Source organism: Methylomicrobium lacus LW14 (assembly GCF_000527095.1).
Taxonomy (GTDB): Bacteria; Pseudomonadota; Gammaproteobacteria; order Methylococcales; family Methylomonadaceae; genus Methylomicrobium; species Methylomicrobium lacus.
Genome location: NZ_AZUN01000001.1, coordinates 265,383 through 287,646 on the forward strand (window position 1 = coordinate 265,383; position 22,264 = coordinate 287,646).

Annotated in this window: 21 protein-coding genes; 13 read left to right on the forward strand and 8 right to left on the reverse strand. The window is 51.5% G+C overall.

Translation table 11 applies throughout. From position 1 onward, the window contains the following. Entirely contained in the window at positions 1 to 939 is a 939-nt protein-coding gene (locus METLA_RS0101150; RefSeq protein WP_024296799.1) for a glycosyltransferase family 2 protein, read from the reverse strand. A 952-nt stretch (positions 940 to 1,891) separates the two neighbouring features. On the opposite strand from METLA_RS0101150, the gene METLA_RS0101160 reads away from it, so the two are divergent. Further along, positions 1,892 to 3,454, forward strand: a complete 1,563-nt coding sequence (locus tag METLA_RS0101160; protein WP_024296801.1) for a hypothetical protein — start codon at positions 1,892 to 1,894, stop codon at positions 3,452 to 3,454. Between the two features lie 127 nt (positions 3,455 to 3,581). Here the strand turns inward: METLA_RS0101160 and METLA_RS0101165 are convergent, their stop codons facing one another. The 3 genes from METLA_RS0101165 to METLA_RS20425 all read right to left on the reverse strand — a co-directional run bounded on the left by METLA_RS0101165 (position 3,582) and on the right by METLA_RS20425 (position 5,752). Beyond that, positions 3,582 to 4,307: a methyltransferase domain-containing protein gene (locus METLA_RS0101165; RefSeq protein ID WP_024296802.1), complete on the reverse strand. Its 726-nt coding sequence runs from the start codon at positions 4,305 to 4,307 to the stop codon at positions 3,582 to 3,584. Positions 4,308 to 4,388: 81 nt separating this feature from the next. Continuing rightward, entirely contained in the window at positions 4,389 to 5,312 is a 924-nt protein-coding gene (locus tag METLA_RS0101170; protein ID WP_024296803.1) for a glycosyltransferase family 2 protein, read from the reverse strand. A 62-nt stretch (positions 5,313 to 5,374) separates the two neighbouring features. Continuing rightward, on the reverse strand, positions 5,375 to 5,752 hold the full coding sequence (locus tag METLA_RS20425; RefSeq protein ID WP_161635371.1) for a GtrA family protein: 378 nt from the start codon (positions 5,750 to 5,752) through the stop codon (positions 5,375 to 5,377). A gap of 350 nt (positions 5,753 to 6,102) precedes the next feature. Between METLA_RS20425 and tnpA the strand changes: the two genes are divergently transcribed. The 4 genes from tnpA to METLA_RS21215 all read left to right on the forward strand — a co-directional run bounded on the left by tnpA (position 6,103) and on the right by METLA_RS21215 (position 10,335). Then, positions 6,103 to 6,390: an IS66 family insertion sequence element accessory protein TnpA gene (gene tnpA / locus METLA_RS20430; protein WP_036281336.1), complete on the forward strand. Its 288-nt coding sequence runs from the start codon at positions 6,103 to 6,105 to the stop codon at positions 6,388 to 6,390. Further along, a complete protein-coding gene (gene tnpB / locus METLA_RS0101180; protein ID WP_024296659.1) occupies positions 6,378 to 6,728 on the forward strand; it encodes an IS66 family insertion sequence element accessory protein TnpB in 351 nt (116 codons plus the stop codon). Before tnpA ends, tnpB begins: the two co-directional genes overlap by 13 nt. 64 nt (positions 6,729 to 6,792) lie before the next feature. After that, positions 6,793 to 8,385 carry an IS66 family transposase gene (tnpC, locus tag METLA_RS0101185; RefSeq protein WP_024296805.1) on the forward strand — a complete coding sequence of 531 codons (1,593 nt, stop codon included), beginning with the start codon at positions 6,793 to 6,795 and terminating at the stop codon, positions 8,383 to 8,385. 126 nt (positions 8,386 to 8,511) lie between these two features. Next, positions 8,512 to 10,335, forward strand: coding sequence for a creatininase family protein (locus METLA_RS21215; RefSeq protein WP_024296806.1), 1,824 nt, complete (start codon positions 8,512 to 8,514; stop codon positions 10,333 to 10,335). A 5-nt stretch (positions 10,336 to 10,340) separates the two neighbouring features. Here METLA_RS21215 and METLA_RS0101195 read toward each other — a convergent pair whose 3' ends face one another. Genes METLA_RS0101195 through METLA_RS0101205 form a run of 3 tightly spaced genes read right to left on the reverse strand, consistent with a single transcriptional unit; the run spans position 10,341 to position 16,044 of the window. Next, on the reverse strand, positions 10,341 to 13,598 hold the full coding sequence (locus METLA_RS0101195) for an efflux RND transporter permease subunit (RefSeq protein ID WP_024296807.1): 3,258 nt from the start codon (positions 13,596 to 13,598) through the stop codon (positions 10,341 to 10,343). Then, positions 13,595 to 14,659 (reverse strand): efflux RND transporter periplasmic adaptor subunit, encoded by a 1,065-nt coding sequence (locus METLA_RS0101200; protein WP_024296808.1) that lies wholly within the window; start codon positions 14,657 to 14,659, stop codon positions 13,595 to 13,597. The genes METLA_RS0101195 and METLA_RS0101200 overlap by 4 nt, the downstream gene beginning before the upstream one ends. Further along, positions 14,656 to 16,044, reverse strand: a complete 1,389-nt coding sequence (locus tag METLA_RS0101205) for a TolC family protein (protein WP_024296809.1) — start codon at positions 16,042 to 16,044, stop codon at positions 14,656 to 14,658. Before METLA_RS0101205 ends, METLA_RS0101200 begins: the two co-directional genes overlap by 4 nt. Positions 16,045 to 16,307: 263 nt before the next feature. Between METLA_RS0101205 and METLA_RS0101210 the strand changes: the two genes are divergently transcribed. The 7 genes from METLA_RS0101210 to METLA_RS0101245 all read left to right on the forward strand — a co-directional run bounded on the left by METLA_RS0101210 (position 16,308) and on the right by METLA_RS0101245 (position 21,217). Beyond that, complete coding sequence (locus METLA_RS0101210) at positions 16,308 to 16,874, forward strand: SRPBCC family protein (RefSeq protein WP_024296810.1); 567 nt, start codon at positions 16,308 to 16,310, stop codon at positions 16,872 to 16,874. A 2-nt stretch (positions 16,875 to 16,876) separates the two neighbouring features. Then, positions 16,877 to 17,839: a YVTN family beta-propeller repeat protein gene (locus METLA_RS0101215; protein ID WP_024296811.1), complete on the forward strand. Its 963-nt coding sequence runs from the start codon at positions 16,877 to 16,879 to the stop codon at positions 17,837 to 17,839. A 97-nt stretch (positions 17,840 to 17,936) separates the two neighbouring features. Then, positions 17,937 to 18,224 (forward strand): hypothetical protein, encoded by a 288-nt coding sequence (locus METLA_RS0101220; protein WP_024296812.1) that lies wholly within the window; start codon positions 17,937 to 17,939, stop codon positions 18,222 to 18,224. Between the two features lie 760 nt (positions 18,225 to 18,984). Continuing rightward, complete coding sequence (locus METLA_RS22350; protein ID WP_036281338.1) at positions 18,985 to 19,185, forward strand: hypothetical protein; 201 nt, start codon at positions 18,985 to 18,987, stop codon at positions 19,183 to 19,185. A gap of 21 nt (positions 19,186 to 19,206) precedes the next feature. Then, on the forward strand, positions 19,207 to 19,641 hold the full coding sequence (locus tag METLA_RS0101235) for an EamA family transporter (protein WP_024296814.1): 435 nt from the start codon (positions 19,207 to 19,209) through the stop codon (positions 19,639 to 19,641). A gap of 34 nt (positions 19,642 to 19,675) precedes the next feature. After that, positions 19,676 to 20,743 carry a bile acid:sodium symporter gene (locus METLA_RS0101240; protein ID WP_024296815.1) on the forward strand — a complete coding sequence of 356 codons (1,068 nt, stop codon included), beginning with the start codon at positions 19,676 to 19,678 and terminating at the stop codon, positions 20,741 to 20,743. Between the two features lie 90 nt (positions 20,744 to 20,833). Further along, positions 20,834 to 21,217, forward strand: a complete 384-nt coding sequence (locus METLA_RS0101245) for a DUF6632 domain-containing protein (RefSeq protein WP_024296816.1) — start codon at positions 20,834 to 20,836, stop codon at positions 21,215 to 21,217. A 60-nt stretch (positions 21,218 to 21,277) separates the two neighbouring features. Here the strand turns inward: METLA_RS0101245 and METLA_RS0101250 are convergent, their stop codons facing one another. Continuing rightward, a complete protein-coding gene (locus tag METLA_RS0101250) occupies positions 21,278 to 21,496 on the reverse strand; it encodes a hypothetical protein (protein ID WP_024296817.1) in 219 nt (72 codons plus the stop codon). 261 nt (positions 21,497 to 21,757) lie between these two features. Here METLA_RS0101250 and METLA_RS0101260 point away from each other — a divergent pair, with 261 nt between their 5' ends. After that, positions 21,758 to 22,219, forward strand: coding sequence for a carbohydrate-binding protein (locus METLA_RS0101260; RefSeq protein ID WP_245598712.1), 462 nt, complete (start codon positions 21,758 to 21,760; stop codon positions 22,217 to 22,219). Positions 22,220 to 22,264 lie beyond the last annotated feature (45 nt).

Sequence of the window (22,264 nt, forward strand, 5' to 3'; positions counted from 1 at the left end):
TTAAAAATTAATTTTTTTAGCTACAGAATAAATAGGTTTGTTTTGCGTTTCATGATAAGTGCGAGTTATCAGTTCGCCCAACAACCCCATCAAAATCGATGTGATTCCGGTAATGAATAACATAGATGCTAAAACGGGTAGCGGCGTCAATATCAGCGATAAACCAAAAACAAATTTCTGAAATAAGGCGTAACTGATGGCTGCCAGCGCCAGAAAAATCAATATCAAACCAAAGCTGCCAAATAGGTAGATTGGTTTTTTCGAATAGTGAAATAAAAACTGGACTACAATGAGATCAAGGATAACTTTAACAACGCGATTAAGTCCGTATTTCGACTTGCCATGTACTCTCTCTCTATGGCTAACACTGATCTCGGCGATTTTAGCCCCTTCCCATTTTGCATAAATCGGTATGAAGCGGTGCATCTCGCCATAAAGTTTTACATCCTGGAGGATTTCTCGCCGATAGGCCTTTAACGTGCAGCCATAGTCATGAAGTTTGACGCCGGAGATATGCGAGATCAGAAAGTTAGCGATGCGACTAATCAAGACTCTGCTGAATTTATTGTCTTTACGGTTTTCGCGCCATCCCGAAACGAGATCAAAACCTTGTTCCAGGCGTTCAATCAATTTTGGAATGTCTTGAGGATTATTTTGTAAGTCGCCGTCCATCGGAATAATGATGTCTCCTCGGGAAAAATCGAAGCCAGCCATCATTGCAGCCGTTTGACCATATGACCGCTTCAGATGGATTACTTTCAGCTTGCTGTCCTTGGCAGCTAAAGAATTCAGACGATTTGGTGTGTCATCCGAACTGCCGTCGTTTATAAAAATTATTTCGTAATCTGTATTTAACACCTTCATTTCTTTCGTAATTTCCTGGTGTAAAGGCAGAATGTTTTCTTGTTCATTGAGAACGGGGATTGTAATGGAAATCACGGGTGAAGGCTCTTTACAGTAAAAATTGATTAAGTCATACTAGTTTATAGTGAGTATAATACGTTTTCTGCAACTAACAAGCGCAATTCATATTTTAAGGGCAACTGCTTTAGTTTCACGCCTTTTCAATCCAGGCAAAGATGGAAGGGCAATGGGGATCTGTTAAACCGTTGATCGAAGTCCAAAGATACCATATTGCGCTATAAAGCTTAAGCAAATCATAAGAAACATGATTCCGCTCATGCTTCGACAGGCTCACCACGAGTGGAATCAACAATTTACCGTCGTCCTGAGCTTGTCGAAGGACTTAATCAGCGTTTTCTTAAATAAGGCTGTTGCGGATCTTGTTGGCGACTTGGAAGCCACCATTAGCAGCGAATTAAAATGTAATACGGATCAGCTCGGTTATCATCCGCAACAGGAGTAACAGTTGGCTTGGCGATTGGGAAATTCATGCGGTCATTGGAAAAAAATTCCAAGGCTCCTGGATGAATAAAGGTTGGCAGCAAATACTTTGAGGAAGTTACCACGACCACGATTGCGTTGCTCTAACTCTATCGCGTCCAAGTGTTGACGGGTAAGACGGGTAGCGTCAGATAGTTTGCTGGCCATGTAAGTATGAGCCGGGAACTAGCACTGATGTCTATTTTGCCCATCCTTACAGTTCTTGGGAACGCGGTGTGAATGAGAACACCGATGGACTCATTCGGCATATTTTGCTAAAGGAAGTCGTTTTGACGATATTACGTTTCAACAAGTGGACATCGTCATGCAGCGACTCAACCATCGCTCTTCAAATGGATAAATTTCCAAACACCTTAGGAGTTGTTTTTGAGCAGTTTGCTCGCAAAGCCGTATAGGCGCTGGAATTGCATTTATCACTTGAATCTAAGTTTGAATGATAAGACCATTACTCACATCTCCTAAAAATAAAAGCACAAGGGGTTCGTAAATGTATAAAATTATATCGAGTCAATACAATAATAATGGCTTATATATATTTTTTTCTTTTCTAATATTTTTGTTAATTATATCTCCATTGCTGATTTTTAAGTATCCAATTTTGATAGATTATCCCAATCATTTGGCTAGCTATTTTATTCAAGCCAGTATCGATAATAATCCATTGTTAAAGGAAAATTATAGCGTGGAGTGGCATATCAAGCCGTATCTTATTGTTGAGGCGCTGGGTGGTATGCTGGCAAGATATCTTGACATATTTGTGGCTGGTAGAGTACTAGTGTTGTTAGGAATAATTTTTATATGCCTAGGGGCTATATTAATTAGAAAGTTTGTAAACAGGCGGGTTGATTTATGGATATTGACAGTATTTGCTCTATTATTCAACAATATACTATTTTGGGGGCTGGTGAATTATTTTGTGAGCTCAGGTATTGCATTAATTATAATGGCGGCGTGGATCAAATTTAGAAATGTTGCTGGCTTGAAAAATATACTTTTTTTTTCGGCATTATCAACGTTCTTGTTCTTTAGTCACCTTTTTGCTCTTGGGGTTTATGGTGTATTTGTTATAAGTTATGAGATTGGTCAGTATATATACTCAAGAGACAGCTATGTTGCATCTGACCTTGCTAAGGCGGCAGCACAATTCATACTGCCGGCCATTTTATTTTTTGGTTGGTATAGTGGGCTGCCTCATTACCATGTTGATGAATTTTTTGTATATGGTAGTTGGGTAGACAAAGTTTTAGCTTTGATATCACCAATTTACTTCGATTATAGCGATTATACAAAATACTCAGTTCCCGTTTTTTTTATGTTTGTCTCGATCACTAGAATAATATTTCATTGTAGGATTGGCTTTCATGATAATATGAAATTACCTTTATTGGTATTTCTTTTGATGTCCATAGTTACGCCTGTTACGTTCGCAGGTGTATATCAAGTAGACATAAGGCTTATTTTTATTTTTATGCTTATTTTTGTGTCTTCAGTTAGATTTTATGAGGATGACAAAAATACAAAAAATTTCAGAATATGTATTATTTTGATTGCCATAACAATGGCGTGTTTTAAGGCTTATTTTATATCTAGTACATGGAATGGTATAAATCGTCAGTATCAGGAATTTGAAAATTCTTTACAATATGTAAGATCTGGAAGCAAGATTATTACTATTCAGGATGAGCCAAAGAATATTGATAATTTTGATGATCATCTCTACCATCATATGTCTGCATTGTCTATTATTAAACGTTCGACATTTTGGCCAAACCTCTTTACTGTTAACCTGACACCTATTTATCCAAGTGCGAGTACAAAAAAAATTGATACACCACTGAGTGATCAGCTGAATTTAAGCTATTTGTTGAATACCCAGGCCAAGAATGGGTATGTGTATAGTCAAAGTAGAGTGGTTTATTGGGCTGATTGGAAAAAAGATTTCGATTATTTGATTTCAATTCGATTTGATAATTTATCGATAATAAATATCAAAGAGCTTAAGTTAAAGGTCAGGGGAAGTTTTTTTGATATATATGAAATCATTCATTAGCACGGTATTGAGGATTTTCTGGCTTATGCAGTGGAGGTCTGCATCGAAATTTCACTTTTTTAGTTTAGGTGGCTTCTAATCATACCCTCTCCGCGCGGAGAGGGTGACAACTAGAATAAAACTAGCATCATGATTTCTTGGCTAGACAGAATGCAGTTAATCCAGCCATTCTGTTCAAGTGAAACAGGGTTTTCAGTTCAAAATTATGAACGTTGATAAGGAGTTTATTGATAAATTCAGACGATCGTTTTAAATCGCTTTTTGCGGATAATTTACCTGTCCGCAATAATAGATGATTGATAAGGCGAATCAGAGCAATCAGCGGGAACAACAAGCCAAAGAAATAACGTCCCTGTATCACTTTTAGGCCAGAATTCTTGGCTAACGCCTCAAGTTCGGAGAGCGTATATCGACGTTTGTGCTCTAAAAAAATATCATGCCCAGACCACAGAAATTTGAAGGCTGGGACAGACATCAGAACATAACTTCCATCGGGTATCCGATCGACATAGTATTTTAAAAAATCATGGTCGTCTTCTATATGTTCTAGGACATCAATCATTAAGATCACTGCTTCGTCAATGTTATCAACTGATTTTACGAAACTAATTTTCTTGTTGTGATGTATTTCCGATTTATCGTCGAACGGGTAGGCCGTATCGACACAGCGAGCCGATGCCGCAAGATCATTCTCCAGCAAAAATTTGGAAAATACTCCGGAACCGGCTCCGACATCCAGAACATTTCCCACTGAGAGTGAGCTTAAAAGCCTTTGAATCGCTTTGCTTTTAGAGACATAGTACCAGTGCGTATTGACGGACTCCCCTAATATTTGATCTTCTTTGACATCCATAATTGACTCACTCAGTTCCGATTGGCGGGTTTTTTTATGAGCATTGTTCCTGTGCTCTGTGTACGGGTTCTGTCATTCATCTTAAAGCTCTTGGCGAATGATGTATATCGGTCTGTTTTTGGTTTCCATGTAAATTCGTCCTAGGTATTCGCCCAGTACGCCTATTCCTATCAATTGCAATCCGCCAAGAAAGAGAATAATGACAATCAGCGAAGCATAGCCTGGAATATCGACGCCTTGTATCAGGGTGCGGACGATGATGGCGCTGCCGTAGGCAAAGGCAATTAATGAAATGAAAAATCCCAAATAGCTCCATATCCTTAAGGGGACTGTGCTAAAACTGGTAATGCCATCCAAGGCAAAGTTCCACAATTTGAGCCAAGGGAATTTGGTTTCGCCGGCTTTCCTGCTCGAACGCACATATTCGATCTTTGCCGTTTTGAATCCAACCCAGTTAAACAGGCCTTTCATGAAGCGTTCGCGTTCCGGCAGTTTTTTCAAGGCGTCAACGGCGGCGCGGCTGAGCAATCTGAAATCGCCGACATCTTCGGGGATGGGTGGGTTGGAAATCGAATTGTGCAAGCGATAAAACCATTTTGCGGATTTTCTTTTCAGCCAGGTGTCGGAGGTGCGGTCGCAGCGCTTTGCCAATACCACTTCATAGCCTTCTTTCCATTTGGCAATCAAGGCGTTGATCAGTTCGGGCGGGTCCTGGAGGTCGGTGTCTATCGGTATGACGGCGTCTCCGCTGGCATGCTCTACCCCCGCGGTGAGGGCGGCTTCCTTGCCGAAGTTCCTCGAAAAATCGATGATGCGAATGCTGATGCGCTTGGGCGCCGTATTTTTTTGCTCGATCAGTTTTTGCAAAGTTTGATCGGTGCTGCCGTCGTTGATGCAGATGATTTCTATTTCATCATTAATTGCATCAACGGTTTTAAACACTTCGGTAAAAAAAATCGAAACCATCTTTTCTTCATTGTAGAATGGACAGACGATCGAAATCATAGTTAATAATCCGTATTAATGCGTCGTTAGGTATGGCATGCAGGATTTCATGCTTTGTGCCGTTATAGGGTTTTCCTGTCTTTCCAAGTCAGCAGCGATGAAAAGTAATAATTCCACAGCGAACCGGCAATCGCTCCGGCGATTGCCGCCAGGATCCAGTTGTTTTGTTGCGCGCGATAAACCCAATAGGAAGACGCCATACTGATCACTGCGCCAACCGAGCAAACCAGGTAAAAGCTGAACAAACCGGACAGGAGTTTGATGCCTCTGATACGCTTGTCCTGAAAAGTGAAGCTATTGTTGATAAAGTAGTTGCTCGTCATCGCAACGAAGATGGCGATGCCCTGAGCCGAGATAAACTGTAAATTTAACATTAGGTGAAATATCCATAATGTCAACAGATGAACGCCGCTACCGATCAAACCGACGGTTGCAAACAAAATAAATCTCACCGGCGGCAATTTGATCGGAAATTCATAGCTGGACATTTTGGAGTGCTCGATTTGCATGGTTTTTGAGAGGCAAGTGATGTTGCTGTGCTGTTTATCGCATCTTAATTCTACTTTGCCATATTTTAAGCCATCGCGCCATACGAGGGCATTCAGCGCAATGGGTGATAAGCCTGAACCCAGCCATCGAACCTGGATTCACAATGTACATCTTTGTTCTATGCCCTTCGGCTCAATGCAAATCGGCTATCTTGCCGATTTATCGTAAGCGTTCAACCGTACCGCCTATAAAATAATTTTCGTCTGTCGCATCCTGTCCTTTTTTTGTCAGGAGTTTTGGCATGGCTATCACAGAGAAATGGCGTCAGCATATTGAAGCGTGGCAACGTAGCGGGCTATCACAAGCCGCGTATTGCGCCGAGCGGCAACTCAATGTCCGTACCTTCACGGCGCGTTTGAGCGACTATCGCAAATTGCCCCAGCCAGAGTCGGCAGCCTTAATACCGGTGCATGTTCAGCCGTCTGCGCCTGCCGCGATTGTCTTCACGCATGCCCAAGGTCACCGCCTGGAGTTGTCCGCTACCGTATCAGCGCGCTGGGTGGCTGAGTTGTTGCGATGCCTGGCTTGATTGCGAGTCCGGCACAGATCTGGCTGGCGGTGGCGCCGGTCGATATGCGGCGCGGCCTGGATGGCTTAACCGCAATCGTCCAGCAAAGCCTGGGGCACCCGCCTGGCTGCGGATCGGCCTTCATCTTCCGCAACCGTGCCGGCAACCGCTTGCGCCTGTTGCTGTGGGACGGCAATGGGGTTTGGCTGTGCCAGCGGCGGTTGCATCGAGGCAGTTTTGTTTGGCCCAAAGCCTCTGACCCGGTCTTTGCGCTCAGTCAGGCCCAGTGGCAGTGGCTTGTGGCTGGTGTCGATTGGCAACGGCTATCGGCACAACCGTCAACAGAATGGCGGGTGTAAGGTACGGTATTGAAACCTAGTAAAATCAAGGCGTTCAGTGGGTTTATGCAGTATAATAACGGCCATGAATCCCCTCGCCAAACTCGATCAGTTGAACCTGGAGCCTTCGGCAAAAACCGAAGTAGCCGCATTGATTCAAGCGCTGATCGAGCAGGCTGAGCGGGATGCCAAAGCCATTCAGAGCAAAGACGTCAAAATCGCCGCGCTGACCCACGAGTTGGCGTATTACAAGCGCATCCGTTTCAGCACCAAGAGCGAAGCCTTGGCCCCGCTGCAGCGGGATGTGTTCGAGGAAACCTGGAACACGGATATTTCGGCCATCGACGCGGAAGTCGAGCAACTGCAAGATGCCAGTCCTTGTACCACGGTGGTCCGCCCCAAACGCCTGCGCGCCGGCCGGCAACCGTTACCGTCTCACTTGCCGCGCATCGAACACCGCCACGAACCCGAATCCTGCACCTGCGGGCACTGCGGCCGGGAGTTGGTCAAGATCGGCGAAGATGTGACCGAGCAACTGGATGTCGAGCCGGCGAAGTTCTTCGTCCATCGCCATATCCGCCCGCAATATGCCTGCCGGAGCTGCGAGACCGTGACGGCGGCGTCGATTCCGCCGGCGGTGATCGATGGCGGTCTGGCGGCGGTCGGCTTGTTGAGCTGGGTGATGATCAGCAAATTCCAGGACCATCTGCCGCTCTACCGCTTGGAGCAGATCGCCGCCCGCGACGGCGTGATCTTGTCCCGTTCCACCCTGGCCGACTGGGTCGGACGTCTCGGCGTCGCCTTGGAACCTTTGGCGGATCGCCTGGCCTGGCATCTTCAACAACGGCCGAGTCTTCATGCCGATGAAACGCCGGTGCCGCAACTGGATCCCGGCAACGGCAAAACCAAGAAAGCCTACCTGTGGGCCTACCGCAGCAATGACCTACAACCGGGGCCCAAGATCATCGTCTTCGACTATCAAGCCGGTCGCAGCGGCCGGCATGCCGGGCAGTTTCTAGGCGATTGGCAAGGCCATCTCGTGGTCGACGACTACGCCGGCTATAAAGCCTTGTTTGCGGCCGCCCGCGCCCATCCCGAAACTCGACTTCGGCTTGAGCCATGTATCGAACTGGCGTGTTGGGCGCATGCGCGGCGGAAATTCTTCGACCTGTTCCAGGCCAGCCAGAGCCCGATTGCGCAAGAAGCCTTACAGCGCATCGCGGTGCTGTATGCGATTGAAGCCGAAGGCCAAAGCCTGAGTTCAGCGGAACGCCAACGCCTGCGTGCCGAGAAAAGCCGGCCGGCACTGGCCGGCCTGCACGACTGGCTGCAACGCACCCGAGCCCACGCCGCGCCCAATACCGCGACCGCTAAAGCCATCGACTACAGCTTGAAACGCTGGATCGCTCTCACACGCTATGCTGAAACCGGCGATCTGCCAATCGACAACAACCCGATTGAAAACAGCATCCGACCTATCGCTTTGGGTAAAAAGAACTGGCTCTTTGCCGGCTCGGAACGCGCCGGAAAACGCGCGGCTGTGATTCAAACCTTGCTCGGCACGGCCAAGCTCAACGGCCTCGATCCTTCGGCCTGGCTAAAAGACACCCTCGAAAAACTGCCTACCTGGCCTAACAGCCGTATCGACGAACTACTGCCTTTCGGCAAATCACATTAAATCACGCCCCCATCAACCTCGCTATGTGGTAGGGTTGGACGCTTACGATTTATCCGGCAATCCTTGCCGGAATGGCGATGAGTATTATAATTTGACTGTGTTTTCTTTACTCTCCACGCATAGCCTATGAGTTTATCTGCTCATTCCGAGTCGATCTGGGAGTTGGCCAAGACCTTGATCTCTCCATTTGCCTTGTTTTTGGCGAATAACGATAGACTCTATTGGGTCTATCTGCTGACCTCATTAACGATAGCTTTTTTTTTGTACCTTATTCGTAAGCAGGATTATGAAAAGTCTGGAGTTAGCACGCTAGAGTTTATTTTTCCCAAAGACATCGTTTTTCACCGCTCCGCCGTCAACGACTACTTGTATTTCTATACCGGCATGCTGTTGCAGGCCGCCTTCATCGGGGCTCTGTTTTCCTCGCTGACCTTTGTCGTTTCCCATAGGGTTGAAACCGGCTTAAATGGATGGCTGACCGATTTTAGCGGGCGCTGGAGCGGGGAATACGGCGGCATACTGACTACCGTATTGTTGGCGCTGGCTACGGATTTTGCCTTGTTTTTTAGCCATTATCTGCAACATAAGATCCCTTGGCTATGGGAGTTTCATAAAGTTCACCATTCCGCCGAGGTGATGACGCCGATCACCGTCTATCGTATGCACCCGGTCGATAATCTGTTGGCCTTTGGCATGGTCGGGTTATTGTCGGGCGCGGCGCTTGGCTGCCTGTCTTTTTTTAGCAAGGATCCGGTCTTTATTTACCATGTCGGCGGAACCGATATCGTCCTGATCCTGTTTTATCTGCTGGGTTACAATTTGCGGCATTCGCATGTCTGGTGGAGTTGGGGGCCGATGTTGAGCCGGATTGCGATCAGCCCCGCCCAGCATCAGATTCATCACAGCGCCGCGCCGCAGCATTTCGATAAGAATATGGGCTTTACGTTTGCGTTTTGGGACGCTTTATTCGGCACCTTGTATGTCCCGAAGGCAAAGGAAGTGCTGACGTTCGGCCTGGGGCCTAAAGAAAATGAAAAATTCTCTACCTTCTGGAGCCTGTACCTGATGCCTTTTATTAATCTCGCGCAAAATTTCCGCCTGAGCATGTTGCTGCAACCGAAACGCTATGTGTCGGTGCTGGTCTTTCTGGTCGTGGTTGCGCCTGCGGTTTACTTGAATAACGGCGGTAAAGCGCTGGCGCAGGCGCCCGGCGGCGTTTATCTTGAAGATATGACCTGGCAAGAGGTCCGCGCTGCGCTTCAGGCCGGTTCGACGACCGCCATCGTGCCGACCGGAGGCACCGAGCAAAACGGTCCGCATGCGATACTCGGAAAGCACAACTATATCGTCAAGTACAGCGCCGGCAAAATAGCCGAAAAACTGGGCCATGCGCTGGTTGCGCCGGTTGTGACCTATGTGCCGGAAGGGACGATTTCGCCGCCGGACGGCCATATGAAGTTTGCGGGCACGCTTTCGATTGCCGAAGCGACGTTCGAGACGGTGTTGGAGGCTACCGCGGAAAGCCTTAAACAGCATGGGTTTAAAGTGATTGCGCTGGTCGGCGACAGCGGCGGCAATCAGGCCGCGCAACAGCGTGTGGCCGAACGGTTGACTCATTTATGGCGGGATGCGGGTGTCCGTGTGCTTCAGGTCAATGATTATTATCAGCATAACGGGCAGCTTGCCTATTTGGCGGAACAAGGTTTTACTGCTCTCCAAATTGGCGGTCATGCCGGTATCAGGGACACGTCCGAATTGATGTTCGTGCAGCCGGCGGGGGTCAGAGGCCGGTTTAAGGAAGATCATAGCGACGCCGATTTTGCCTCGGTCGGCGCGGACGGCGATGCCGGCAAGGCGAGCCCGGTTTTGGGGCAGATTCTGCTGGACTTGAAGATCGAGGCGGCAGTCAAGCAGATACAAAGCGTTTTGCAGCCGGAGCCTCGGCAATAAAAGCGTTATATTCGCGCCGTCAGGCTTCTTGTCTGATCCCGGTAGATCAGATAATAAACGACCGGAATCACGAACAGCGAAAACCCGGTCGACGCGAAGATGCCGAAGATGAAGCTCCAGGCCAGCCCTGAAAAGATCGGGTCGAGGATGATCACGACCGAGCCGAACATCGCGGCGCCGGCGGTCAGGAAGATTGGCCGCATCCGGGTCGCGCCGGCTTCGATCAGGGCCTCTTCGAGACTGGGCGAGTCGCCTCGGGCGCGCGTCCTTTCGATGAAGTCGATCAGGATGATGCCGTTTCTGACCACGATGCCGGCCAGCGCGATCATGCCGACCATCGCGGTCGCGGTGAAATAGATCGAATCGGTGAAGCCGGCCACATTTTCTGCGAATAGCGCATTCAACACCCAGAAGCCCGGCATGATGCCGATGATCGTCAGCGGGATCGCGATCATCATGATCGCGGGCAGACTCAAGGATCCGGTCTGCACGACCAGCAGCACATAGATCATGATCAGCGAGGCGCCGAACGAAATGCCGAGGTCGCGGAAGATCAGGGCCGTGATCTTCCATTCGCCTTCGCCGCTCAATTCGGCGCGGTAACCTTCCGGCAGGGGATTGTCCTCGAAGTCCGCGTACAGGTCGATGATTGCCTCGACCGGACTGCGGCCGACGCTGTCGCCGATCACATAGGCGACGCGTTCCAGATCCTTGTGATGGATGACCGGTTCGCCGGGTTCCGGCGTGACCGCGCCGAGTTCGCCGAGTGCAATCAATGTGCCCTGACTGCTTCTGACCTTCGTGTTCAATAACTCCGGCAGCGACGAGCGTTCGGCGCGCGGCAGGCGCAGCCGAATGTCCAGCGGCAGTCGTTCGCCGGGCGCATGCAGCGTGCCGGCATCGCCGCCGCCCAAAGCCACGCCGAGCGTTTCTGCGATCGCGGCGGGGCTGACGCCGAGCAGCGCGGCTTTTTGCTTGTCGATCCGAAACAGCGCGGTTGCTTCGGGTGCAACGGACAGGTCATCGACGTCGACGACGCCTGCGGTCCTGGCGAAGTGCTGTTTGACATCATGGGATGCCTCGATCAGCTGATCGTAGCTCGCATCGGCCGGTCCGTATACTTCCGCGACCAGCGTCGACAGCACCGGTGGGCCGGGCGGCAATTCGACGATCTTGAGTTTCGCTCCGTATTGCCTGCCGATCCGTTCGACGTCGGCGCGGATGCGCATCGCGATCTGATGCGACTGTTGCACGCGTTCGTCCTTCGGCAACAGGTTAATCCGTATATCGCCCTGATGGCTGCCTGTGCGCAGATAATAGTGCCGGATCATGCCGTTGAAATCGATCGGCGAGGCGAGCCCCGCGTAGCTTTGATAATCGGTCACTTCATTGACCGCCGCGAGATATTGGCCGAGGGCGCGCAGCACCGTGTCGGTCTTTTCGAGCGTGCTGCCGGCGGGCATGTCGACCACGATCTGCAATTCGTTTTTATTGTCGAACGGCAAGAGTTTCAGCGGCACCGCGCGGGTTACCGCGAGCAGCGACGACAGCCCAAAGGCGATGCCGACCGCGATCAGAAACCCGCGGCTGCGTTTCGGCGAGGCGATCAACGGCTGCAAAAGGCTGCGGTAAAAGCAGTAGCCGGGCGAGGCTTTCAGATCGAACGGGGCTGCGTCCTTGCCGTATTCGCCGCGCAGCAGCAAATAACTCGCCCATGGCGTGATCGTGAACGCAACGATCAGCGAGATCAGCATCGCGACCGGAATGTTGAACGCGAGCGGCGCAAGATACGGCCCGATCATGCCGGTGATGAAAAACATCGGAATGAACGCGAGCATCACCGCCAGCGTCGCGACGATCGTCGGCGGGCGGACTTCATCTACCGCGGACAATAGCGCCTCGAGCGGCGCTTCCTTTTTCAGCTTGAAGTGGCGGAAGATGTTTTCGACATCGACGATCGGGTCATCGACCAGCAGGCCCAGGGACAGAATCAGCGCAAACAAGGTGACTCTGTTGATCGTATAGCCGAAGATCAGGTCGCAGAGCAGGGTGATCGCGAAAGTGACCGGCACCGCGATGCAGACGATCAGCGATTCCTTCGGGCCCAGCGTCAGGGCAAGCAGTACCAGGATGATCGCGATCGCGAGGCCTAGGTGTTTGACCAGTTCGTTGACCTTGTGGTCGGCGGTGGCGCCGTAGTCGCGGCTGACGGTGATCTCGACATCCGGGGGAATCAGCAGGCCGCGCTGCGCCTCGACCCGCTTCAGGATGTCTTGAGAAACGCGTACCGCATTGCTGCCCTTGCGCTTGGCCAGCGCGATCGTGACCATCTCGCGTTCGTCGCCGGGCTTTGCCTTAGGTCCTTCGGCGTGGCCGACCGTGCGCATCTTCGCGGCGGCCGGGCCGAAACCGATCCGGCTGTACTGTTCGCGTTCTTCCTCGCCGTCCGTGACGCGGGCGATATCCCGAAGATAGACCGGCCTTGTGCCGGCTGACTTGATCACGGACTGGGCCACCTCGTTGGCCGACTCGAAATGGGTGCCGGCTTCCAGGATCGTTTCTTTGTTGCCGCTGGCGTAACGTCCGGCTTGCAGATGGACGTTCGCGCCTTCGAGCGCTTTGATGATGTCGAGCAGGGTCACATCATAGCCTGTCATCTTGGCGGTGTCGGGATAAATCGAGATCTGCCGGCGCGCGCCGCCGATCACGTCGGTTTTCGCGATATTTTCGACGCCGCGGAGGCTCGCCAGGAGTTCGTCGGCGATCCGCCGCAGCGCCATCGCATCGGTTTTGCCGGTCGCCGAGGACAAGGTCAGCATCAGCATCGGCACGTCGTCGATATCGACCGGTTTGATATTCCAGCTGCGCACGCCCGGCGGTAGCCGGTCCTGGTGCGACATCACCTTGCTCCAGGTCTTGACCAGGCTATCCTCGGGATCTTCACCGACTTCATAACCGACGGTTACGACCGCATGGCCGGGTTGGGACGCGGAGAACACATGCTCGACGCCTTCGATCTGCTTCAGCAGCGCTTCGAGCGGCGTCGCGGCGAGTTTTTCGACTTCCTCGGCAGTGGCGCCGGGAAAGTCGATCATCACGTCCATCACCGGCACGACGATCTGCGGATCTTCCTCGCGCGGGGTCAATTGCAGCGCGGCGATGCCTGCGATCAGCGCCGCGATCAGCAGCATCGGCGACAGATGCGAAATCGTGAAGATTTTGACGATCGCGGCGCTGAGCCCGCGTTTGTGCTCGATCGTCATCGAATCACGACCGTTTCGCCGGCATCCAGGCCGGAGAGGATTTCGACCCGGCCGTCCCGGCTGAAGCCCGAGCGCACATGGCGGGTATTTAGTTTGGCGCCGTCCTGCACGGTCACGACCTCGACCTGACCGATCCGCCTGAGCGCCGCAGCCGGTATCAGCAGGGCATCGTGCGCGATGCCGCAGGTCTGACCGAGCCAGCCGAACAGGCCCGGTTGCAGGCCCTGGGTTTGCGGCAGACTGGCCTTGATCAGCACAGTGCCGGTGGCCGGGTCGGCGGCCGGCACGATTTCAGCGATCTTGGCGTTTAACGCGGTGTTCAGGGCGTCGATGCGCACGCTTGCGGCATCGCCGATTTTGATACGGTTCGCACAGTAAGCCGGCACCGAAGCCTCGATGCGCAGCAGGGACGCATCGTGCAGGATCACGATCGGCTCTCCCGCAACCCCCATTTCGCCCGGTTCATGCAGGCGCTTCGCGATCACGCCGTCGAAGGGGGCGCGGAGCACGGTTTCGCCGCGTTGAACCCTGGCCTCCTGCACGCTGTGCGCGGCCGCCTGGGCGCTGGCCTGTGCCTTGCTGGCATTGGCGGCGGCGTGCTCGTAATCTTCGCGGGTTGCAGCCTCCTGCTCGAACAGTCCGCGTGTCCTTTGCAGATCGGCCGCCGCGCGCGCCGCTTCGACCTGGGCGGCGGCGGCCAGGGACGCCGCTTCGTGCTCTATGGTCTGATTCTGTTCCGCATCGAACCGGGCAAGCACGTCGCCTTGTTTAACCCGGTCGCCTTCATGCGCCGCGACCGCGAGGATGCGCGCATTGATCTTCGGCGCGATCCGCGTTTCGCTGACCGCCCTGACCGTGCCGGGCCAGGACTGCGCCTCCTGGATCGCTTGCCGTTCGACGCGCGCGGTTTCTTTCGGGGCGGTCGATTGAGCGGGCAGGGGCGTGATGCCCGGTTCGGTTTTGTCGCCGCCGATCAGGCCGAGCATCCACAATATCAGGATAAGCAGCGCGAACAGGGCGCCGGCCGAGGTTAGCCATTTTTTTTGCAGAGGATTCGTCATCGCCAGGCTCCGAGCGCGCGTTGCAGTGCCGCATCGGCGCGAAACGTATCGTAGCGCGCGGTCAGCCAACCGGCCTGCGCCTGATCGCGCGCGACTTCGCTTTCGATGAAGCGGGTCACCGTCGCGGTGCCGGCCCGGTGCTGCAGGGTGACCAGGCGCAAGGCTTCATCGGCTGCTGCGACCGCGGCTTTGGCGACTTCGGCGCGTTGCAGCGCTTCCTGCAACTCCAGGAAGGCGGTTTTGACATCCTGCCTGATCTGCAATTCGGTTTTATGGGCTTGCTCATCCGCCTCGGCTAGCCGTCGTTCCGCCTTGCTGACGCGCGCATGGGTCGCAAATCCGGAAAACAAATCCATCTCGACCTGAATGCCGGAGCCGACGTTCTGATGCGCGGTCGAAAACTCCGGCGAACGCTCGTTCAGCCCGTAATTAACATAGGCATCGACACGCGGCAAATGCTCTCCCTGGGCGATTTTGAGTTCGAGTTGCCGGGTTTCGCGTTGCCTTTGCGCGATTTGCGTTTCCGGGCGGTTGGCTTGCGCCTGGGCTTCAAGTTCATCAAACGACGCCGGCAATGCCGGCAGCGCGCGTTGCGCCTCGATGTGGGGTTCGATCGGGCTGACTTCGGGAAGATCAATCAGGGTTCGGAGCACCGTGCGCGCCAGCTCGATCGCATTTTTTGCGCGGATGTCGGCTTCGCGGGCGGCGGCCAGGCACACTTCCAGCGACAGTACATCGGATTTCAACACCGTGCCGGCGGCATGGCGCTTCTTCGTTTCCGTGAGTTCGGCTTGCACCGCATCGATCGCGCGCTGCGCTATCGTTTGATTTTCTTTCGCGACCAGCAGGGCATAAAAGCCTTCGCTGACGCCGTGAATCAGGTTGTTGCGGACCGACGAAAGCTCCAGCTCGCTGATTTCCTTGCCCAGGTCGGCCACCTTGCTGCGTTGATAATCCTGTCCGCCCCGGTACAGTGACAGAGTCGCCTCGACTTCGGGGCGAAAATCGGTCGTACCTTTCGGGTTGTTGATGTCCTGGCCGAAAGAAAAACGCTTTTGAGCGACGATCATGCCGAATGCCTCTGCCGGATTATCGCTATAACGGTAGCTCAGGCGCGCCTTGACCTGCGGATAAAATGCGGCGAGGCTTTCGCCGATCGCGGCTTCGGCCTGGGCGATGCGCTCGTTGGCGATGTGCAGGTCGGGATTGCGTTCTAGCGCCAGATTGATTGCGCTTTCGAGTGTGAACGGTTCCTGGTGCGCCGGTGGGCCGGGGTCGACAAGTGTCTGCGATCCTTTCGCCTGCGAAGTGTCCGCCACGGCAGCGGCCGCGCAAAGCGCAAGCGGCAGCAGGATACAGGCTAGCTTGGAAGTGGGCAGCGGCATGGACCGTTATCGAATGCAAAAAGGCTACAGGATAATCGCGATAGATGAATCGGTAAAGGCTTCCGGCGTTTCTTGATGTTGCGCTCTACCTCTCCGGCTGGAATGTAAAAGCTACGCGCCGATTCAATTTGCATGTCCCGAACGGGCGGCGGCTTACCGGGAGTTTTTCCCGATTTTGAAAAAACCGGCTAAACATGTGCCAGCCGCGATTGATTATCATATAATGCGAGGTTTATTTATTAACGTCCCACTCAGGAGTTATCATGAAAAAATTATTGTTCAGCATTCCAGCCGCGATGTTCTTTTTCTCGTCTGTTGCCGTCGCGCACGGTCCGGTTCGTCAAAAAGCCGAAGAAGAAATCGTAATCGATGCGCCGGCCGAAAAGGTTTGGGGCATCATCAAAGACTTCGGCGACATGTCCTGGCATCCCGGTATCAGCAGCGTGACCAATCAGGAAGGCAACAAGAAAGGCGCGGTTCGCGTATTGACGTTGGCCAGTGGCGGCACGATCAACGAAGAACTGAAAAAATACGACGAAGCGAAAATGTCTTATTCGTATAAAATCGTCGAAATGAGCACCGCGAAGACGATCACTTACTCAGGCGCTGAAGAAAAAGTGCCCGTATTGCCGGTTGACAACTACGCGGCCAGCATCGAAGTCGAAGCGCAAGGGGCGGACAAGTCCAAGGTTTCCTGGAAAGCGGCTTACTACCGCGCTTACATGAACAACAACCCGCCGGAAGAAATGAACGAAGAAGCAGCCAACAAGGCGGTCGAAAACGTGCTGAAAACCGGTCTGGCCAATCTGAAAACGCTGGCTGAAAAATAAGCATGCGTTTGATGCGTTTTGAAAGTCTCGCGGCAGCCGTTTTCGCGGCTTCCGCTTTGCCTTTGCCGGCAATGTCGGCGCCTTTTGCCTATATCAGCAATCAGTTGGCGGAAACTGTCTCGATTGTCGATACGAAGTCGGGCAAAGTGGCGGACACTGTTGCCGTGAAAGGCAAGCCCGCCGGCGTTGCGGTTTCGCCCGACGGCCGGCGGATTTATGTCAGCGCGCCGGAAAGCGGCAGCATTGCGGCGATCGATGCGGAAACGCGCAAGATTGTCAAAGAAGCCAAAGTCAGCAGCGGCGCGCTGGGTGTTGCGGTCGACCTGACCGGCAAACGTTTGTTTGTCGCTGATTGGTATCAGAATATCGTCACCGTGCTCGACGCGGACAGCCTGCAAGCGATCAACACGATCACGGTCGGCCAGTCGCCGTCCGGTCTCGCGGTCAGCCCCGACAACCGCTGGCTGTATGTCGCCAACCGGCTCAGCGATTCGGTCTCGAAGATCGATCTTGAGCATTTGACGGTGGCGGCGACCGTCAAGGTCGGCGCGCATCCTTTCGGTTTGGCCGTCGATAGCGAGGGCCGACGCATTTATACCGCGAATGTCGAGAGTGACGATGTGAGCGTGATCGATGCCGCTTCGATGAAGGTTACGGCAACGGTCAAGGTGCAAAGCCGCCCCTATGCGGCCGCTTTTGCGCTGAACGACAGCCGGCTTTTGGTGACCAATCAGGACAGCGATTCGGTCTCGGTGATCGACACGGCGGAATTGAAGGAATATGCGGTGCTGGACGTGGGCGGCAAACCGGAAGGGATCAGTACCCATCAAGATGATCGTCATGTTTATGTGGCAAACTGGTTTGACGGCACCGTTTCGGTGATCGATGCAAAGAGTTTGCGGGTCGTCGATACGATCAAAACCGGCGATGGCAGCCGCGCGTTTGGGCAGTTTATTGCAAAGTAGGGTACGCTTGGCGTACCTTTATGTGGATTTATTCAACGGAATAATCTGAATTGGGTCCGCACAGCGTGCCCTACGATTGATATTTTTCAGGTGTAACATGGCAGAAAACGTAGAAGAGTTAACCATCGCCTATGAAGACGGCGGCGTAGAGACCGTTAAGGAACTCGACAAAAAAGTCCTCAGCAAAGGCGCCTGGGCGACGGTGATGTACCGCTACCAGGAATGGAACCGCGCGAAGGAAGAATACGGTCCGGACAAATATTCGATCCGCCGCTATCAGAAGCAAAACGGCGAATACCGGCAGAAATCCAAATTCAATATTTCCAGCCGGGAGCAGGCACAGAGTATTATTGATACGCTGGAAGGATGGCTCGCCGAAGAATAGTTTTTTGGGATGCCATTGCTATATCCTATAATCGCGAATTATGGGCTTCCTTCGTTGGCCCATCCTAATGAACTATGAACTGCACTAAAGCGCGCAGCCACTTATCTCCACATTAGGTCTCTTTTAAGTTCCTGATGATTGGTGGGAAGAATGATCGAAAAGCAAAAGAAACAGTTTATTCGAGCAATGATCTCTTCCGAGGATTTCTGGGAGGCTACCGAATACTTGGAGGCCGCTTTGAATGAGAAATCGGGGCACACAAGATATGCTCTCTTATCAGCAGCCGTGGTCGCATAGGGTCGCCCAATTTCAAGCAACTCCACGGGCAATAACAAGGAAAGCTCAGAAAGCATTTCACTCCGCCCTAAGAAAATATTCAATAGCACAGAATTGTGTTGCCATGTCCAAATACTCGATCTGCGCAACAAAGTTGTTGCGCACTCAGATTACGACTACAAGCCCCCAATTGTAATGTAATATCCGAGAGCGAAAACTTTTATTCCTTTGCTGCCGCGCCCACAGCCTTACACCTTGATCAGATAGACGCAGAAATGTTTTCCAAAATATCCGAGAAGATGTGGAAATCGGCGAGAATACTTGCATACGACTTAAAAAAGAGGATTGGGGCTTCAATAGAATCGTAGGTTGGGGTGACGTTAGGAACTCCAATAAATCGAAGCGGAAAATGTTGTGATTCCGTACATACACCACCCTATGAGGCTATAATCAAATAATTAGCGGTTATAACATCGGATGCATTATGCAAGACCTAATTGACACGTTCGGTATTATGGGTTTTTTGTTCGGCCTGGCGATAATCGCTTTATGGACATTGCTGCCGTTCGCAGTGTTTGGCGTCAAGAGCCGCCTCGATGATCTGATTGCCGAATCCAGGCGCACCAATAACCAGTTGACGCGACTCATTGATGCGGTCAATGAGTCGCGTGACCCGACCAAATGATAATGCCTTCTGCGTTGCAAAATGGCAGTAGTCTCTAATTGGTTTTTCTGGGCATTTTTATCTGCCGTGTTCGCGGCACTCACGGCCATTTTTGCGAAGGTTGGAATTCAAGGCGTGGACTCCGATCTTGCAACGTTGATTCGAACCGCAATTATTTTGCCCGTACTGGTCGGATTCGTTTTTTTCGCCGGAAAATGGAATAATCCCTTTGATCTCTCGTCAAAGACATGGTGGTTTTTAATCCTTTCAGGGTTGGCTACAGGTGCTTCCTGGGTCTGTTACTTCCGGGCGCTGAAAATCGGCGACGCTTCTAAAGTGGCTCCGGTAGATAAATTTAGCCTGGTGCTGGTGGCATTATTCGCATTTTTATTTCTTGACGAGCGCCCATCTGTCCGAGAGTGGACCGGGATTTTTATGGTGGGATTCGGCATCCTCATCATAGCTTTTAAGCGATGAGCCGAGAAATGACTGTCGTAACGGGGCATAAAGCATGAAATCGACGAAGAACTCACTTGAAACCATCACGCACATCATCCATCACTATTTCATATGGATAATTATTGCGTCCTATTTTATCGCTGCCGTGCTGCCGGGATTCGGCATCTGGATTCGTGAAGTTGATTTGGGCGGCATCGTCTTATTGCAAAATAAAATTGATTTTGCCTTGCCACCGCTAATGCTCGCGTTATTGCTTTTCAATGCCGGTCTGGGAGTCAAGACTCAGGAACTCAGTCAATTGGCACGCAAGCCGTTGGTGCTGTTCAGCGGTTTGTCAGGTAATTTGGTGACGCCGTTAGCCTTCATCATTGGCCTGAGTTTCATCATGCGATTCTGGCATAATTCAGAAGAGGTCCAGCATATTCTAGTTGGTCTCGCCTTGGTTGCTTCCATGCCGATTGCCGGAGCATCCACAGCATGGTCGCAGAACGCCAATGGAAATCTTGCCTTAAGTCTCGGCTTGGTATTGCTTTCCACATTGCTGAGTCCGCTACTCACGCCGTTGGTTCTCCATGCTGTCGGCTTGGTGACGAAGGGAGATTACTCTGAAGATTTGCACGAAATCGCCTCCGATGGGGTGATTTCGTTTCTGGGGATTTGGGTCATCCTGCCGTCGTTACTTGGCATTCTTGCGCATCGTCTGATCGGTGAACATCTTCTTACAAACGTGAAATCCCATATAAAACTGGTCAACTACGGCATCTTGCTATTGCTCAATTATTCCAACGCATCACTCAGCCTGCCTAAGGCGTTGTCCCAGCCTGATATTGACTTTCTCGCTATTCTGCTGGTGATTGTCGTTGCGCTTTGCGCAGCTACATTTGCTACCGGCTATTTACTGGCACAAATCTTCCGCACAAAACGCCAAGACATGGCTTCGCTGATGTTCGGGCTAGGTATGAATAACAACGGCACGGGATTGGTGCTGGTTTCAGTCGCCTTAGCCGATCACCCGCAAGTCATGTTGCCGATTATTCTTTATAATCTTGTTCAGCATCTGATGGCTTCATTCGTTGACTTTACGCTGTTTCAGCGTGGAATAAAATTGAAGCCAGTATAGAGCCGGGTAGATGGGGCATGCTTTTTATGCCCGACATCTGTGCTTTGGCGTTACACATCAAAAACCGAATACAACCATGAGGAGGTAAAAATGACACAAGATCAAAAACTCAAATACCTCAGTCTGTCTCTTCGGATTTTCGGGACCATTTTCATAGTCGGGGTTTATCCCCTGATGATGTGGATATGGCCGGAAGGTTGGGGATGGGAGCCTCGTCAGCCGGAATATGAACAGATGATTATGGGGATATATGCCACGTTGGGTGTGTTCCTGATTCTTGCCGCAAGAAACCCCATGGAACACCTGAGTCTGATTTGGTTCACCATCTGCTCAAGTATCGTGCATGGCGGAATCATGCTGGTGCACGCTATTGCGGACGAAAACGAACGAGCAAACCTTATCGGTGACGTCCCTGCGCTATTTTTAATCGCAGCTGTGCTCTGGGTTTTGCTACCCAAGAAGCGTGAAGCATAGTTATAGGCTGCTCAAAGGGCTGCACACGGGGTGCCTCCAGGCATACGAGCAATTCCAACATTACATCCGATTGTTTGGAGTTTCACTGCTTTTCTGGATTTGAGACTTTTTAAAGTTTACAAAACCCAAATGAGATTTTTTCCTTGACGGCAATTGCTGCTGTTTATTTTGCAAAGCCGCTAAATGCGCTTTCAAAACCTGAACAAAGGGGTCGCCCGGCCCAAATTTCCTCTCTAGCCTCGGGATGTCGTCTCTCAGCAAGTCTATTTCTGAAATCATCGATCTTCTCCTAATAGTGCTTATTGATGCCTCTTTACGGGCATAAATACGACCCTGTCCGGTGTGGCTAAATTCAACTTTCCGTCTCAAAATTTAAAGTTAATTCCGGGGTAATCCACTCATATGAAAAAACAATCCGGCGCGTGGTTGGACAGGGAAGAAAAAATCATGATTGAAGTCACTAAGCTATTACAACAACCTAAGAAAATGATTTAGTATTAATCAAATTATTCGTGGTACTCTGCTGAGATGAAAAAACGAATGATTGATGATATTTTGCCCGGCAACAAAAGCTCGACTTCAAGTTGGTTGGATTTGGAGGCGCTTGCAGACGTAGAAATAAGCTCCGAAGATAGCGACTATCCGATAGAGGCGGCTTTGTTACCCAACAGGGGGCATGGCTGGCGGGCCGGTAAACCGGGAACGCAGACGATTCGGCTGCTTTTTAAACAACCGCACAATATTCATAAAATTCAGCTCGGTTTTTTGGAATCCGCAGTCGTAAGGACGCAAGAGTATGTCCTGCGCTGGTCTATAGATCACGGCCAAACATTTCAAGAGATCGTGCGTCAGCAATGGAATTTCAGTCCGGATGGAAGCACAATCGAGACGGAAGAACACGCTTTGGCGCTTGCCGATGTCACCGTGCTCGAATTGGTGATTACACCCGACATTAGCAGCCAAGCCGTATTTGCCTCTCTCGAAAAATTGCGGATTGCATGAGAAAAACGGTTGTCTCAATCCGTCTTTTTATATATGCTTATGCGC

Excerpts from the sequence above, each read along its gene's own strand:
- METLA_RS0101200 (WP_024296808.1), bottom strand. The coding sequence starts at position 14,659 with ATGACGAATCCTCTGCAAAAAAAATGGCTAACCTCGGCCGGCGCCCTG.
- METLA_RS0101165 (WP_024296802.1), bottom strand. The coding sequence starts at position 4,307 with ATGGATGTCAAAGAAGATCAAATATTAGGGGAGTCCGTCAATACGCAC.
- METLA_RS0101260 (WP_245598712.1), top strand. The coding sequence starts at position 21,758 with ATGATTGATGATATTTTGCCCGGCAACAAAAGCTCGACTTCAAGTTGG.
- METLA_RS0101235 (WP_024296814.1), top strand. The coding sequence starts at position 19,207 with ATGGCAGTAGTCTCTAATTGGTTTTTCTGGGCATTTTTATCTGCCGTG.
- tnpB (WP_024296659.1), top strand. The coding sequence starts at position 6,378 with ATGCCTGGCTTGATTGCGAGTCCGGCACAGATCTGGCTGGCGGTGGCG.
- METLA_RS0101210 (WP_024296810.1), top strand. The coding sequence starts at position 16,308 with ATGAAAAAATTATTGTTCAGCATTCCAGCCGCGATGTTCTTTTTCTCG.
- tnpC (WP_024296805.1), top strand. The coding sequence starts at position 6,793 with ATGAATCCCCTCGCCAAACTCGATCAGTTGAACCTGGAGCCTTCGGCA.
- METLA_RS0101160 (WP_024296801.1), top strand. The coding sequence starts at position 1,892 with ATGTATAAAATTATATCGAGTCAATACAATAATAATGGCTTATATATA.
- METLA_RS0101205 (WP_024296809.1), bottom strand. The coding sequence starts at position 16,044 with ATGCCGCTGCCCACTTCCAAGCTAGCCTGTATCCTGCTGCCGCTTGCG.
- METLA_RS0101170 (WP_024296803.1), bottom strand. The coding sequence starts at position 5,312 with ATGATTTCGATCGTCTGTCCATTCTACAATGAAGAAAAGATGGTTTCG.
- METLA_RS0101215 (WP_024296811.1), top strand. The coding sequence starts at position 16,877 with ATGCGTTTGATGCGTTTTGAAAGTCTCGCGGCAGCCGTTTTCGCGGCT.
- tnpA (WP_036281336.1), top strand. The coding sequence starts at position 6,103 with ATGGCTATCACAGAGAAATGGCGTCAGCATATTGAAGCGTGGCAACGT.
- METLA_RS0101245 (WP_024296816.1), top strand. The coding sequence starts at position 20,834 with ATGACACAAGATCAAAAACTCAAATACCTCAGTCTGTCTCTTCGGATT.
- METLA_RS0101195 (WP_024296807.1), bottom strand. The coding sequence starts at position 13,598 with ATGACGATCGAGCACAAACGCGGGCTCAGCGCCGCGATCGTCAAAATC.
- METLA_RS21215 (WP_024296806.1), top strand. The coding sequence starts at position 8,512 with ATGAGTTTATCTGCTCATTCCGAGTCGATCTGGGAGTTGGCCAAGACC.
- METLA_RS0101240 (WP_024296815.1), top strand. The coding sequence starts at position 19,676 with ATGAAATCGACGAAGAACTCACTTGAAACCATCACGCACATCATCCAT.
- METLA_RS22350 (WP_036281338.1), top strand. The coding sequence starts at position 18,985 with ATGCAAGACCTAATTGACACGTTCGGTATTATGGGTTTTTTGTTCGGC.
- METLA_RS0101250 (WP_024296817.1), bottom strand. The coding sequence starts at position 21,496 with ATGATTTCAGAAATAGACTTGCTGAGAGACGACATCCCGAGGCTAGAG.
- METLA_RS0101220 (WP_024296812.1), top strand. The coding sequence starts at position 17,937 with ATGGCAGAAAACGTAGAAGAGTTAACCATCGCCTATGAAGACGGCGGC.